At 64.3% G+C, this 12,511-nt stretch carries 13 protein-coding genes; 5 read left to right on the top strand and 8 right to left on the bottom strand.

Annotated elements, in window-relative coordinates; translation table 11 throughout:
- Positions 1-135: 135 nt before the first annotated feature.
- Both HNO88_RS09395 and HNO88_RS09390 read right to left on the bottom strand, forming a co-directional pair.
- Positions 136-537 carry a response regulator gene (locus tag HNO88_RS09395; RefSeq protein WP_312857035.1) on the bottom strand — a complete coding sequence of 134 codons (402 nt, stop codon included), beginning with the start codon at positions 535-537 and terminating at the stop codon, positions 136-138.
- Between the two features lie 46 nt (positions 538-583).
- Positions 584-1,225 (bottom strand): sigma-70 family RNA polymerase sigma factor, encoded by a 642-nt coding sequence (locus HNO88_RS09390; RefSeq protein WP_184244422.1) that lies wholly within the window; start codon positions 1,223-1,225, stop codon positions 584-586.
- A 559-nt stretch (positions 1,226-1,784) separates the two neighbouring features.
- Here HNO88_RS09390 and HNO88_RS09385 point away from each other — a divergent pair.
- A complete protein-coding gene (locus HNO88_RS09385; protein WP_184244387.1) occupies positions 1,785-2,582 on the top strand; it encodes a response regulator in 798 nt (265 codons plus the stop codon).
- Positions 2,583-2,754: 172 nt separating this feature from the next.
- On the opposite strand, the gene HNO88_RS09380 is transcribed toward HNO88_RS09385, so the two are convergent.
- A complete protein-coding gene (locus HNO88_RS09380) occupies positions 2,755-4,434 on the bottom strand; it encodes a CHASE domain-containing protein (protein WP_184244385.1) in 1,680 nt (559 codons plus the stop codon).
- A 242-nt stretch (positions 4,435-4,676) separates the two neighbouring features.
- On the opposite strand from HNO88_RS09380, the gene HNO88_RS09375 reads away from it, so the two are divergent.
- Together HNO88_RS09375 and HNO88_RS09370 are read left to right on the top strand one after the other, a co-directional pair.
- A complete protein-coding gene (locus HNO88_RS09375) occupies positions 4,677-4,826 on the top strand; it encodes a NepR family anti-sigma factor (protein WP_184244382.1) in 150 nt (49 codons plus the stop codon).
- A complete protein-coding gene (locus HNO88_RS09370; RefSeq protein WP_184244381.1) occupies positions 4,816-5,439 on the top strand; it encodes a sigma-70 family RNA polymerase sigma factor in 624 nt (207 codons plus the stop codon). Before HNO88_RS09375 ends, HNO88_RS09370 begins: the two co-directional genes overlap by 11 nt.
- A gap of 70 nt (positions 5,440-5,509) precedes the next feature.
- Here the strand turns inward: HNO88_RS09370 and HNO88_RS09365 are convergent, their stop codons facing one another.
- The 3 genes from HNO88_RS09365 to HNO88_RS09355 form a co-directional block, all read right to left on the bottom strand.
- Positions 5,510-6,112 carry a superoxide dismutase gene (locus tag HNO88_RS09365; protein WP_184244379.1) on the bottom strand — a complete coding sequence of 201 codons (603 nt, stop codon included), beginning with the start codon at positions 6,110-6,112 and terminating at the stop codon, positions 5,510-5,512.
- 344 nt (positions 6,113-6,456) lie between these two features.
- The gene (locus HNO88_RS09360) at positions 6,457-6,741 is read right to left on the bottom strand and encodes a hypothetical protein (protein WP_184244377.1); all 285 of its coding nucleotides are present in this window, start codon (positions 6,739-6,741) and stop codon (positions 6,457-6,459) included.
- Positions 6,742-6,790: 49 nt separating this feature from the next.
- Positions 6,791-7,060, bottom strand: coding sequence for a GlsB/YeaQ/YmgE family stress response membrane protein (locus HNO88_RS09355; RefSeq protein ID WP_159874020.1), 270 nt, complete (start codon positions 7,058-7,060; stop codon positions 6,791-6,793).
- Positions 7,061-7,480: 420 nt separating this feature from the next.
- Here HNO88_RS09355 and HNO88_RS09350 point away from each other — a divergent pair, with 420 nt between their 5' ends.
- Both HNO88_RS09350 and HNO88_RS09345 read left to right on the top strand, forming a co-directional pair.
- Positions 7,481-8,245 carry an energy transducer TonB gene (locus HNO88_RS09350; RefSeq protein ID WP_312857034.1) on the top strand — a complete coding sequence of 255 codons (765 nt, stop codon included), beginning with the start codon at positions 7,481-7,483 and terminating at the stop codon, positions 8,243-8,245.
- Between the two features lie 95 nt (positions 8,246-8,340).
- The gene (locus HNO88_RS09345; protein WP_184244373.1) at positions 8,341-9,228 is read left to right on the top strand and encodes a TauD/TfdA dioxygenase family protein; all 888 of its coding nucleotides are present in this window, start codon (positions 8,341-8,343) and stop codon (positions 9,226-9,228) included.
- 269 nt (positions 9,229-9,497) lie between these two features.
- On the opposite strand, the gene HNO88_RS09340 is transcribed toward HNO88_RS09345, so the two are convergent.
- Together HNO88_RS09340 and HNO88_RS09335 are read right to left on the bottom strand one after the other, a co-directional pair.
- A complete protein-coding gene (locus HNO88_RS09340) occupies positions 9,498-10,130 on the bottom strand; it encodes a TetR/AcrR family transcriptional regulator (protein ID WP_184244371.1) in 633 nt (210 codons plus the stop codon).
- A 227-nt stretch (positions 10,131-10,357) separates the two neighbouring features.
- Positions 10,358-12,511: a xanthine dehydrogenase family protein molybdopterin-binding subunit gene (locus HNO88_RS09335; protein WP_312857033.1), complete on the bottom strand. Its 2,154-nt coding sequence runs from the start codon at positions 12,509-12,511 to the stop codon at positions 10,358-10,360.

Here is a 12,511-nt window from a genome sequence, read left to right as displayed (position 1 = left end):
ATCCTGGGACAATGGTGCCGTCATCACAGCCTCGATGCTCAATCAGCATCCTCGAATCAGAACTCGTGAATCCGTGCAACCTCAAACTGCTCTAGCTGTCAGAAGCGCACCCAAGCGTCTCCAGGCAACGTCCCTTCAGGCGACGCGCGCGAAAGCGACCTGCTCGATCTGCTGAAGCTCGAACGGACGGCGAAGGGTCCGCGTTTCATCCAGCGCATATGCAATCGCGTCTTCGATCGCCGCGCGTGAAAATGGCTTGTGCACGACGCCCAGGGCAGTCTCGGCAGGATCGCCGATCTGCCCGGAATTGGCGGTCACATAGATGATCCGAGTGCCGTAACGCTCGGACAGCATTTTGGCGATCAAGGGGCCGGTGGGACCGTCGCGCAGATTGAGGTCGACCAGGGCGACGGCGGGTGCATCACAGATCGCGGAGCACGATGCCATGTCGGGCACAGTCGCAACAACCTCATACCCGCAGTCGAGAATGATATCCTCGAGCTGAAGGGCGACGAGGAACTCGTCCTCGACGATCACGACCCGTGCAGCACTCACACCCGACGTTCCCACCAGTTCGATCGTGTCAGGCAGCGGCGAGCAGACGCTGCTCGTCATTATTTGCGATCTTCGCCAGTTCGTTGAAGAAAGCGTCGATCGCTTCGCCGGTGAGCACGAAGTTGTGCCGGAAATCGGGAAGCTGGCCGGATTCGATCACCTTGCTCAGCATCGAACGCGCACGGCAAATCCGGCTCTTAACCGTGCCCAAGGCGATCCCGCAGATGTCGGCGATTTCTTCGTACGAGAGATTGCCCGCCGCAACAAGGATCAGCGCTTCGCGATAGGTATCGGGAATGGCCGTCAGCGCGCGCAGCACATCGCCCAGTTCGATTGCGCTCTCCTGGCTGGCAGGTGCGCGCAGGATACGCTCGGCAGCCAATTCGTCGTATTCGCCATGGAAGCGCGCGCGACGTGCCTCGCTATAGAAGTGGTTGCGCAGGATCGTGAAGGTCCACGCCTTGAAGTTGGTACCGGCCGCATAACGCTCGCGGGCAGCCCAAGCGCGCAGCATGGCCTCTTGTGCGAGATCGTCGGCGCGATCGCGGCAGCCACAGAGGCCACGGGCAAAGGCACGGAGATGAGGCGCGACTTCGGTCAAGGCTCGCTTGAAATCTCGATCGCTCAGCGACCGGGTGGGCTCAACCTCGATCTCGGTTGCTACCGTCATATGCTTCCCTCCAACTGCCTCTGTAGACTTCTGAACGTAACTCGACGCGAAATGGTTCCTGAAGCACACAACTTCATCGCAATGTTCCCGAGGCGAGGACTGAACACCCGACATACCGTGCATTCCGACGCACATCCGGAAAGAGACGTACACCCGAACAGCCGGGCATCGGACCAGCGCCAAGACCCGGCGCCGGCGAGCTCAAATGAAATGAGGCCCTCGTCCGGGTAGACGAGGGCCTCGGGATCGGATCACCACCGGTTGCGGGGGGGGTGGGAGGGCCAGTGGTGATACCAGTGAAACAACTTGGCCCGGAAAGAGTTCCCCACATCGATGAGAAGCTCGAAAAATTATGACATGGCCACATTGCGCCTTGTGAATGGGCGGCCATATGAGCGCACGATGTCAGGCGCCTGCCCATTCGACCCATCCCCGGCCCTGAGGGCTAGTCACCCAAACTTGGTTTGCCACGCAGTCGAACCGTGCTAGGTTTCGAGCTTGGCTGCCGAACCGGTTCAGATAGAACGTAAACCGCGCCAACTCCATGCAAGGAATGAGCATGTCCGTCTCCGACCAGATCAGCGTCCAGCTTCCCTATCTGCGCCGTTATGCCCGCGCGCTGACGGGTTCGCAGCATTCGGGTGACGCCTACGTCCGCGCCACGTTGGAGGCAGCTCTGGCCGATCAGTCGCTGCGGTCAGACATCGCACGCAGCCGTGCAGCGCTCTATGGCGCCTTCACCCGGATCTGGTCGACCTCGCATGTAGACGAGCCCGTTGGCGCCGACATCGGCGATGGCCTGCATGAACAGGCGGCCCATGCCAAGCTGTCGAACATCGCACCCACGCATCGCCAGGCGCTGCTCCTGACCACGGTGGAGGAGTTCTCGCGCGAGGACTGTGCCGACATCCTCGGCATCGACACGCCCGAAGTGGACACGCTCGTGCGCCAGGCGATCGAGGAGATCGAAAGCGAGAGCACAACCGATGTCCTTATCATAGAGGACGAACCGCTGATCTCGATGCAGCTGGAAGGCCTCGTTTCCGAACTCGGACATAACGTCGTCGGCACTGCCGCGACCCGCACGCAGGCGCTGGAGCTGTTCCGCAAGCACCCGGCCGGCCTCGTGCTCGCCGACATCCAGCTTGCTGACGGCAGCTCGGGCATCGACGCGGTGGAGGATCTGCTTCAGTTCGGCGACGTTCCGGTCATCTTCATCACCGCCTACCCTGAACGCCTGCTCACGGGCGAGCGGCCGGAGCCGACGTACCTGGTGACCAAGCCGTTCCAGGAGGCCACCGTCCGGGCCTCGATCAGCCAGGCGCTGTTCTTCGGATCGAGCCGCCCGCTCAATTGACAAGCCGGCGCCATCGAGCGCCACCGTTAACACGTGACGCCCCTTGCCGAACCATTCGGGAGGGGCGTTCTCGTATGCGGATGAGATGACCGGCAAGTCGCGAATCTACGCGCATCCCCGCTGATCCATGCGAGTATGGGCCGCTCAGTGCTATATAGACCTGCCGTTGGCTTCAGCGCCGCGGATCGCTCCGCAAGGAGAACTCGCGGCTGACGCGCACGGGCACCATTAGGCGGCACTCCACGCCACCGGGCAGGAATTGCAGATCCACCTGCGAGCGCAGCTCGTGCGCGACGATCTTTTCGATCAGGTCGCGCCCGAAGCCGCGCTTGCTAGGCTCACGAACGGGTGGGCCACCCTCCTCGCGCCAGTGGATCTCCGCCTGCTCGGGTCCGGCCAGCGACCAGTTCACGTGAATACGCCCGCTGGTCGTACTCAAGGCGCCGTATTTGGCTGCGTTGGTCGCGAGTTCGTGGATTGCCAGCCCGAGCGACATGGCGTCGTTCGGCGCCAGCTTGATCTCGGGCCCGTTCATGACGACGTGGGACTCGTTGCCCTCCATGTAAGGCGCAAGCTCGGATCGCACGATTTCGCCAAGGGGCGCGTTGCTCCAGTCGGATTGCGAAAGCAGATCGTGCGTGGCCGACAAGGCCCGAATGCGCGAGGTCAGGCTCTCGGTAAACTCGTCGATATCGACCGAGCGACGTCGCGTGAGCGCCGCGATCGAGAGGACGTTGGCCAGCGTGTTCTTGACGCGGTGATTGAGTTCGCGGGTCAGCGAATTGCGGATCGCCGACTGTCGGCTGAGCCATTCGAGGACGCGCCGGTCCTCGGCGGCGCGGCGGGTGATCAGCCGTCCGATCGCCATGACCATCAGCGACGTGATGACCCCGAAGAACAGAGTCACGCGTGCGGTGGTCGATAGCGTGCCGGTCTGCTTGTCGCTGACGCGGATGACCCAGGTGTGGTTGCCGACGTCGATGCGGCGCTCCATCGCAGCACCCGTCGTCCCCGAGGCGCGCCGTTGGGCCAGAAGGTTCTCCGGTCCGATAGACTGGTCGTAGACGCTGACCTCGATCCCATCGTTGCGATACAGTTCGGCCGCACTCGCCAGGAAGTCGTCGGCGCGGAACGGGCTGTAGACAAAGCCCTTCACCGCGCTGCGCCGGCGCAGATCCAGGACCGGCATGTAGATCAGGAACCCCGATGCCCTGGTTCCGCGATCCTGCACGAGCTGTATCTTGCCGGACGTGACCGGCTTGCCGGTGTCCATGGCAAGCTCCATCGCCTCGCGCCGTACGGGATCGGAATACATATCGTAGCCGATCGCACGCTGGTTGCTGCGCGTCATCGGCTCCAGGTAGACCACCGGTGCCGAAAACTCGCGCTCCGTCCCTCCGTTGGTACTGACTGCAAACGGATCGGGCCAGATGTGGAAATCCGGATCGCCGCCTTCACGCTTGGCCAGTTCGAAGGCCGGAGTGTTGGTCACCCGCAGCAAGGGCGCCCAACCAAGCCCGAGCGAGCCGTAAAGATTGCCGCTGGCCTTCAGGTCGGACGAGAACTCGGAAATCTGATCCTGCGTCACCTCGGGCTGCATGGCGAAAAGGGCCGAGCCGGCTCGCAGCAGCGCGATGTTCTCCGTGGCGCGGCGCTGGAGGGCGGAGGCGATCTCCGTCAGGTTGCGGTCAAGCTCAACCTCGCGGCGCTGCTCGTCGGAACGCTCGATCGCCATGACGCTGACGGCCGTGCCGATGCTGGCGATGATGAACAGCAACAATGGCCATCCACGCGGATAGCGGTGGAACCACGCCTGCTTCTCGACGCGATCGAGCAGAGTGTCGTCAACCACGCGCGAAACGGTTCCTCATCTAATCTCGCGAGCGCTGGGCAACCCGCCGCGGCCACACGATTGGCCGCGCTGGTGTGCGCTGACAAGTGTTCGCCATAGGGGAACCATGGCAAGTATCAATTGTTCCTGTGACAAACGCCGATCTGGCGCTGAAGCTTGACCGCTCTGCCACGTCTTGCAGACGTCCGCGTGAAAGGGAGTTCGTGTTGTCTCACCCGAAAGGACAAGGGGAGCCCGGGTCGATGCCTGGTCCGCCGCCGGCTATCCGCAAGGATGGTGAGCCGGGCTGGGCCGCAGGATTGAGAAAACTGTACAATTCCGTTGTCGACGAGCCTCTCCCGGACAGCTTCGATGATATTCTCAAGAAGCTGGACGAGAGCGATGAAGGCTGACCGCGATACGGCGGAGAACAAGGCCGACGAGGCGTTCCGGAAAGAGTTGCTGGGCACCCTGCCCCACTTGCGCGCATTCGCCCGCGGTCTGTCCGGTCGCCCCGATTACGCCGACGATCTGGCGCAGGAGGCCGCGATCAAGGCCTGGACTGCGCGCGAGCGCTATACGCCGGGCACCAACATGCGCGCATGGACCTTCGCGATTCTGCGCAACCATTATCTGAGCGAACTGCGACGCAATCGAAGGCAGACCGACCTCGATGAAGGCGTGGCCGAGCGCATGCTCGTCATGGACGCGGACCAGGAAGGCGGCATCCATTTGTCCGACATGGATGCGGCCTTGCAGCAACTCGCCCCGGAACGCCGCGAAGCGGTGATGCTGGTGGGGGCTGGCGGGTTCACCTACGAGGAAGCGGCCGAGATCGCCGACTGCGCGGTTGGCACGATGAAGAGCCGCGTCGCCCGCGCTCGCGCGGAACTGAATCGCTTGCTCGATGCCGAACCGGATCCGCAAGCGTTGGCCAAGCGCAACGCCACGGTGCGCGGACGCAGCCGTCGAGCGGCGGTGGAAGCCACCGACCAGCCCACCCGCCCTCGCCGCCGCATCGGCTGAGGCCGCAAATACGAAAAGGCCCCGCTCTCGGAAGAGAGCGGGGCCTTTTTTTGCTCAGGAGTTCACCCGATCAGCTGGGATAGACCCAGGGGGTGCCACGGTCGAAATTCTCCGAAGCGAACTTCCAATTGATGATGTTGCCCAGCACGGCCTGAACGTAAGCCGGGCGCTTGTTCTTCTGGTCGATGTAGTAGGCATGCTCCCACACGTCGACAGTCAGCAGCGGATTGTCGCTCTCAAGCAGGCCGGTGGCGGCATCATGCGTCGAGATGACGGCCAGCTTGCCGCCCTTGACGACCAGCCAGGCCCAGCCGTTCGAGAAGTGGTTCACGGCCTCATTGGTCAGCGCTTCGAGCAGCGCGTCCATCGAGCCGAAATCGCGCTGGATGGCGGCGGCGAGAGCCTCGCTCGGCTCGCTCTTCTCAGGCGCGAGCGAGTGCCAGTAGAAGCCGTGGTTCCAGGTCTGGGCCGAGTTGTTGAACTTGGGCCCGCTCGCGCCGCGGATGATGTCCTCGAGCGGCTTGCCCTCGTCCTCGGTGCCGGCGATCGCCGCGTTCAGCTTGTCGACGTAGGTCTTGTGGTGGGCGCCGTGGTGCACTTCGAGCGTGGTGCTCGAGATATGGGGCTCGAGAGCGTCGTGGCTGTAAGGCAGCGGCATCAGCGGAATGGTCATGGCAACTTTCCTGTTGTGGATTGCAAATCAGGCGGTGCGAAGTCTCGCCACGCCCTGGAGGGAAGGCAAGACCAAGCCGAATGGCTCGCGGCGTATGTTTGACGTCCGAGGCGACAATTCAAGCGAGAGTTCCCGATTAGCCACAAGTCGTCGCATCGCGACGCGACATGAGCAAAGCGGCTCCTGCTCTGCGCGTCGCACAAGTGTCCGTCGCAAGCAAGCGCAGGGTGAGATCGGCCGCGCCGCGCAGGTGTCTGGTCGGCGCACACGGAAAGGGACGGCGATCGCTCGCCGTCCCCCATGCGTGATCCGAGCGGCGCGAGCGCCGCACAGATACGAGAGCCTTACGGGTGACCCGCTTCGGCGTCCGCCTTCTCTTCGAGAGCGTCGGCCTTGGCTTCACCGGTGGCGCGCACGGCATCAGCCTGGTCCTGCATAGCTTCTTCCGAAGCGCCGCCCATCTGATCGGCCGCAGCGTCGATCGCGTCAGCAGTGGCGTCAGCCGAAGCTTCGACCTGATCGGCAGCGGCTTCGGTCGCGTCGTCGGCCTTGTTGTTGCAAGCCGAGAGGCTCAGCGCGGCGCCAGCGACAGCAAGAACGGCGAGACGCGGCATGGTGATCAGTTTCATTGGGAAAGCTCCTTTACCCTGTTACTTAGACGAACGTCCATCGCGGAGCTTAGCGGATCGAACCGCGACGGAACAGATTGACGATCGCCAGCAGGATCACCGCGCCCAGGAAAGAGGCGAACAGCGACATGATGTCGAACGAACCACTGGTGATCGGCGCGCCGCCGATAAGCGGAGTGATGACCACACCTGCGATCAGCGCGCCGATGACGCCGACCACGATGTTGAGAAAAATCCCCTGCTGGCCGTCCGTGCGCATGAGAATGCTTGCGAGCCAGCCGATGATACCACCGACAATCAGGATGAGAATAAGGGTCATACTACTAAACTCCAGATGCGTACCTGACCGGCTAAACGGAATTTTCTTTGGTTGGTTCCGCATCTGGAACTCAGCTTGTCGCAATACGACTCGGCGACGCACTTGCGTGTGATCACGCCACAAGAGCGCCGAAGGCAAGTCTAATGTCGTTCGTTGCTTGTGGACATATCGATGCATCGACCCGGCAATCAGGAGCAAGTTCTGGCAAACAATGGCGAAAAGGGAAGCGAGCGGCTCTTCGGACCTGACCATTCGTCGGCGATAGTCGCTCGAAAAATCGACTACGGCGAGCCGGCGCGGGCGTGATCGACGAGGCCGAATAGCTGCCAGCAGCCTCGCGCCCTCAGGATCGTTCAGGCTCTGGCGAGCACGAGCATGCCACCCTTCGTGCAGCAATTCGGATGATGAGCCTTGTACGCAGTGTCGCTTCGCCGCCGGACCTTGTCCGCCCTTGCCTCCGGCATAATCGTCGGGATCGGCGCCGCTGCGCTGGTGTTCGGCCTGTCCTCCGGCGCGCCGCTGGTGAACAAGGTCAGCGAGACACTGGTTGCCCTCACCCCTGCCCGGCCCGAGCCGTCGCCGACGCCCCCACCGAAAGAGCGACCCAGGCCCACGCAGAGGCAGGCGGAGAAGGCGCAAGCCTCTCGCCCCAGGAACGAAGCTTCCCCTCAGAACCTGCGCAATCAGGCGAGCCCCGTTTTCGCACCGGTGCTGCCGCCGCTGCGGCCACCGCCGCCGATCATCGCCGCGCCGAAGCCGGGGATCGGCGATGCCGCGAATACCGGTGCCTCTGACAGGGTAGGCCCCGGCGAGGGCGCCGGCGGCACCGGAAACGGCACGGGCGGCGGAGGCGATGGCGGTGATGGCGATGGCATGGGCGATGCCGTGACCCGGCCCGTACAGATCCGCGGCAAACTCTACTGGTCGGATCTGCCGAAGGCCTTGCGCGACGCGCACCAAGGTGGCGAACTGGAGCTGCGCTATGTCGTCAACATCGATGGCCGGGTGAGCGATTGCCACGTCACCCAGTCGAGCGGCATTGCCGAGCTGGACGCGCAGACATGCCGCCTGATCACCGAGCGATTCCGTTTCCGTCCTTCGCGCGATGCCGCCGGCCGGCCCGTCGCATCCGGGATCATCGAAAGCCACGGCTGGGAGCGCCGGCCTGATGATGCGACCGACTGACGGGCGCACCTGCCGACTGTCACTCCCGCTCTCCATTGCCAGTGGTCGGACAAGTGCTGTACACCTGCACAGCACAACAAGAATGGAGACCGGAGATGAGCCTGACCGTCCAACCCGCAAAGCCGAGCATCGGCGGCATCATCCACGTCGACAGCGACCATCTGCTGGATGACGAGACGATCGAGACCGTTCGGCACGAGCTGGAACATCGCGGTGTCCTGGTCTTCCCGCACCTGCATGCCAGCGACGAGTTGCAGCTTGCCTTTACCGACCGGCTTGGCGATCGCGTGAACTTCACCCGCAAGATCCCCGGTTCGGACGCCGACACGCCGGACGTCTACAAGATCACGCTCGACCGTAAGCTGAACTCCGAGCCGGACTATGTGCTCGGCACCTTCTTCTGGCACATCGATGGGATCACCATCGACCAGCCCCTGCCTAAGGCGACGGTGCTCTCAGCACGCAGGCTGTCCGATAGCGGCGGCGCCACCGAGTTTGCCAACCTCTACGCCGCATACGAGTTGCTGCCAGAGCGCGAGAAAGAGGAACTGGAGAACCTGCGGGTGATCCACACGGTGGAAGCGGCGGTGCGTCCGGTCCACGGCACCCCCACGCAAGAACGCATCGAGCGGTACCGAAGCCTGGCGGCGGTCATGGAACAGCCGCTGGTGTGGACGCATGAGGATGGGCGCAAGTCGCTGCTGCTGGGTACGCACGCCGACGGCATCGTCGGAATGCCCGGCGCCCACGGACGCGCACTCCTCACCCGCTTGCAGCAGTGGGCCGCGCAGCCCGACCTGGTCTACACGCACCACTGGACGCCAGGCGATCTCGTCATCTGGAACAACCAGGGCGTGATGCACAGGGTCGTGCCCTACACGGACGAGGGCCGAGTCATGCACCGCACGACGATCGCAGGCACCGAAAAGCCGGGGCACGTCGCATCCGAGAGCGAGTTGCAGCGCATATACGCAATGGCTTGAGCTTCGGTGAGGCCGCGGTATCGGCGAGCAACGTCTCGCCGGTGACGCGGGCGCAGCTTGCGGGGCGCTATCGGCCACGCCGTGGGCGAAGAAGCCGCCGTCTAACAACCCATTCGGATGACCGCACCTAGCTGCTTTCGCGTACGCAGTGTCCCCTGCATCGCGCATCGACCTTGTCCGCTATGAGCGGCGGCCATGGCCTGTGTGCCATGCTCACATAGCCCGCTTACAGATAAAGGCATCATCGACGAACATGCGGGGCGCGCGGCTCAGGCGATGCTGATCTCGCCCGTCTCGAAGAAGTTGAGCAGGCCGCGCCCCAGTACGTCGATACCGACCGGCAGTTTTGCCGCACTCATCGGCTCGGCGAAGCACACGACGCTCTCGATCAGCAGGATCGTGAGGTAGCAGCGCGTCCGCTTGGTCTCGCGTGTCGCGCCGCTCAGACCCTCGAGCGAAAAGCCGGGGTAGCGCTCGCCGAGGATGGCGATGATGCTTTCGCGGTGATCGCGGACAGGTTCGGACCACTGCGGATCGATGCTGGCGCCGACCCAGAACAGATTGAGCGAGGTCCTGCGCTCATCCATCGCAGCGCGGAACTCACGCAGCCAGGTCTTCACGGCGGTGAGCGAAAGCCGTGGCATGCCGGCCAAGGCACGGTAACGGTCGAGTTGATGTTCGAGATCCTCGCGCATCAGTCCGAACAGGATCTCCTCCTTGCTGCGGTAATAGAGATAGACCGTGGCCCGGCTGACTTGGGCGCCTTCGGCGATCTCCTCGACGGATGTCGGAAAGAAGCCCTTGCTGGAAAAAGTCGTCCTGGCCGCATCCAGGATGCGCGTCTCCGTGCTGCGCGCATCGTCCTTGTCGATCTGGCGGCGTTGTCGCTTCACCGTGGTCATGCGCGAGCCTTATGCCGTTCCGGCGACGCATCGGCAAGAAGCCGCTCACGACAGCCCAAGCCATGCGGCGCCATCGCCATGTCCGGGGCGCCCTGTTCCGGCTTCTGGATTTTTCGGGATGCCGTGCTGGCGATGGGGCTTGCCTGAAGAAGTTCCCGAGTTGCGCGCTCACGCCACGCTTCGTCCCGTGCGGAACCGTCCCTGGTCGAGCCCGGAACGACCTCTTGCTACAGCAGCTTGTCGAGCGTGATCGGCAGATCGCGTACGCGCTTGCCCGTGGCGTTGTAGACCGCATTCGCCACCGCCGCCGACACCCCGGTGATCCCGATCTCACCGATACCGCGCGCGCCCATGGGCGACACCGGATCGGGAATGTCGCTGAAGATGACCTCGATGTCCGGCACGTCGAGGTGCACGGGCAGGTGGTACTCCGACAGGCTGGCATTCATGATCCGGCCGTTGCGCGGATCGACCTGCGTCTCCTCCATCAGGGCCGCGCCCAGGCCCATGATGATACCCCCGCGCAACTGGCTGGTGGCCGTCTTGGGATTGAGGATGCGACCGCAATCGTAAGCGCCGGTGAGGCGCGGCACCCGCACTTCGCCCGTCACGGCATTGACCCGCGCCTCCACGAAGATCGCGCCGTGCGAATGCATCGACCAGTGCATGCCTTCGCCCGGCATCGGCGCTTGCCCCACCACCGACAACTCGAAGCGCCCGGCCCGGCTCAGGATCGAGGCGTAGCTTTCGTAGCGCTGCGGATCGGCCAGGCTCGCCAAACCGCCATGCGTGGTGCCGACTTCATCGGCCGAGAGACCTGCCAGCGGCGAGGCGTTGCCGGCAAGTTGCAGCAGTTCCTTCACCAGCTCACGCGTGGCGACGATGATCGCGCTGCCGACCGATGCGGTCTGCTGCGAGCCGCCCGCCAGCACCACGCCGGGCAGCGCATTGTCGCCGTAGCGGAATTCGATCGCGTCCATCGGCAGCGCCAGCCGATCGGCCGCGACTTGCGTATGTACGGTCGATGTCCCCATGCCCATCTCGTGCGCGGCGACGCTCACTTGCGCGCGTCCGTCGGCGGTCAGCGTGATCCCCGCGGCGCCGCCCGGCATGCGCTGGTAGGGGTAGCCTGCCATGGCGCAACCCAGGCCGACCAGCCACTCACCCTCGCGTCGCAGTCCGGGCGCCTGGCGCTTGTCCCAGCCGAAGCGCTCCGCGGCGGTACGCCAGCACCACACTACCTGGCGCGAGGAGAACGGCAGGCCCTTCATCGGGTCCTTCTCCGGCTCGTTGCGGATGCGCAGCTCGATCGGGTCGATGCCGAGCCGCTCGGCCAGCTCGTCCATCGCCGATTCCAGGCCGAAGCTGCCCACCGCCTCGCCCGGCGCGCGCATGAAGGTGTTGGCGAGCATGTCGAGCGTCGCGACCTGGATGTCGAGCAGCATGGACTTGGTCGCATAGCTGCTCTGCGCCGACAGGATGAACGGCTCGGGCAGCGCATTGTGGGCGCTCATGATCACCGTGCCGGTATGCTGCAGCGCCTGCAGGCGGCCCTGCGCATCGGCACCCAGCGCCACCCTCTGCTCGGTCTGCGCACGCCCCCCGACAGTGCGATAGACACCCTCTCGCGACAGGCTCAGTCGCACCGGACGTCCCGCTTCGCGCGCGGCGACGGCAGCCAGGATCTGGTGGCTCCACAAGACCTTGCTGCCGAAGCCGCCTCCGACATACGGAGAGGTGACGTGGACCTTGTCCTCGCCAAGGCCGAAGACGCTGCCGACGCTCCAGGCGACATGGTTCACCGCCTGCACGGCGTCGTGCATGTAGAGCTCACCATCCTGCCAGTAGAGCGTCACGGCGTGTGGCTCGATGGCATTGTGGTTGTGCCGCGGCGTCGTGTACGTGGCTTCGAAGCGATGCGCGGCGGTTGCGAGCTCGTCCTCCGGCTTGCCGATCTCGACATGCGCAGGCTGGCCGAAAGCGATGCCGGTGCGCGTGCCGCGCGCCTTGCCGGCTTCGAGCGTGGTCACCGCCTCGTCGATCTCGTAGGTGGCCTCGATCAGCGAGGCGGCATGCTCGGCCTGCTCCAGTGTCTCGGCAAGGACCAGCGCGATCGGCTGGCCGTTGTAGTGCACCTCGGCGTCCTGGAGGATCGGCAGGTCATCGCCACCCCCAGCCTTGCCGGCGGTCATGAACAGCGGCATCGGCTTCAGGCGCGGGGCGTTCTCGTGTGTGAGCACCAGGACTACACCGGGCGCACCCGTCGCCGCGGCGATATCCAGCGCCGTGACTCGTCCGCGCGCGATCGTGGCGAAGACCACGGCGGCGTAGGCCATGTTCTCCGGCGCGAACTCGGCGGCGAACGTGGCGGCTCCGCGCAC

Origin of the sequence: Novosphingobium chloroacetimidivorans (assembly GCF_014204535.1) — a bacterium.
GTDB classification, from domain to species: domain Bacteria; phylum Pseudomonadota; class Alphaproteobacteria; order Sphingomonadales; family Sphingomonadaceae; genus Novosphingobium; species Novosphingobium chloroacetimidivorans.
This window is presented reverse-complemented; position numbering and strand designations above follow the sequence as displayed.

Excerpts from the sequence above, each read along its gene's own strand:
- HNO88_RS09390 (WP_184244422.1), bottom strand. The coding sequence starts at position 1,225 with ATGACGGTAGCAACCGAGATCGAGGTTGAGCCCACCCGGTCGCTGAGC.
- HNO88_RS09385 (WP_184244387.1), top strand. The coding sequence starts at position 1,785 with ATGTCCGTCTCCGACCAGATCAGCGTCCAGCTTCCCTATCTGCGCCGT.
- HNO88_RS09375 (WP_184244382.1), top strand. The coding sequence starts at position 4,677 with ATGCCTGGTCCGCCGCCGGCTATCCGCAAGGATGGTGAGCCGGGCTGG.
- HNO88_RS09370 (WP_184244381.1), top strand. The coding sequence starts at position 4,816 with ATGAAGGCTGACCGCGATACGGCGGAGAACAAGGCCGACGAGGCGTTC.
- HNO88_RS09365 (WP_184244379.1), bottom strand. The coding sequence starts at position 6,112 with ATGACCATTCCGCTGATGCCGCTGCCTTACAGCCACGACGCTCTCGAG.
- HNO88_RS09360 (WP_184244377.1), bottom strand. The coding sequence starts at position 6,741 with ATGAAACTGATCACCATGCCGCGTCTCGCCGTTCTTGCTGTCGCTGGC.
- HNO88_RS09355 (WP_159874020.1), bottom strand. The coding sequence starts at position 7,060 with ATGACCCTTATTCTCATCCTGATTGTCGGTGGTATCATCGGCTGGCTC.
- HNO88_RS09345 (WP_184244373.1), top strand. The coding sequence starts at position 8,341 with ATGAGCCTGACCGTCCAACCCGCAAAGCCGAGCATCGGCGGCATCATC.
- HNO88_RS09340 (WP_184244371.1), bottom strand. The coding sequence starts at position 10,130 with ATGACCACGGTGAAGCGACAACGCCGCCAGATCGACAAGGACGATGCG.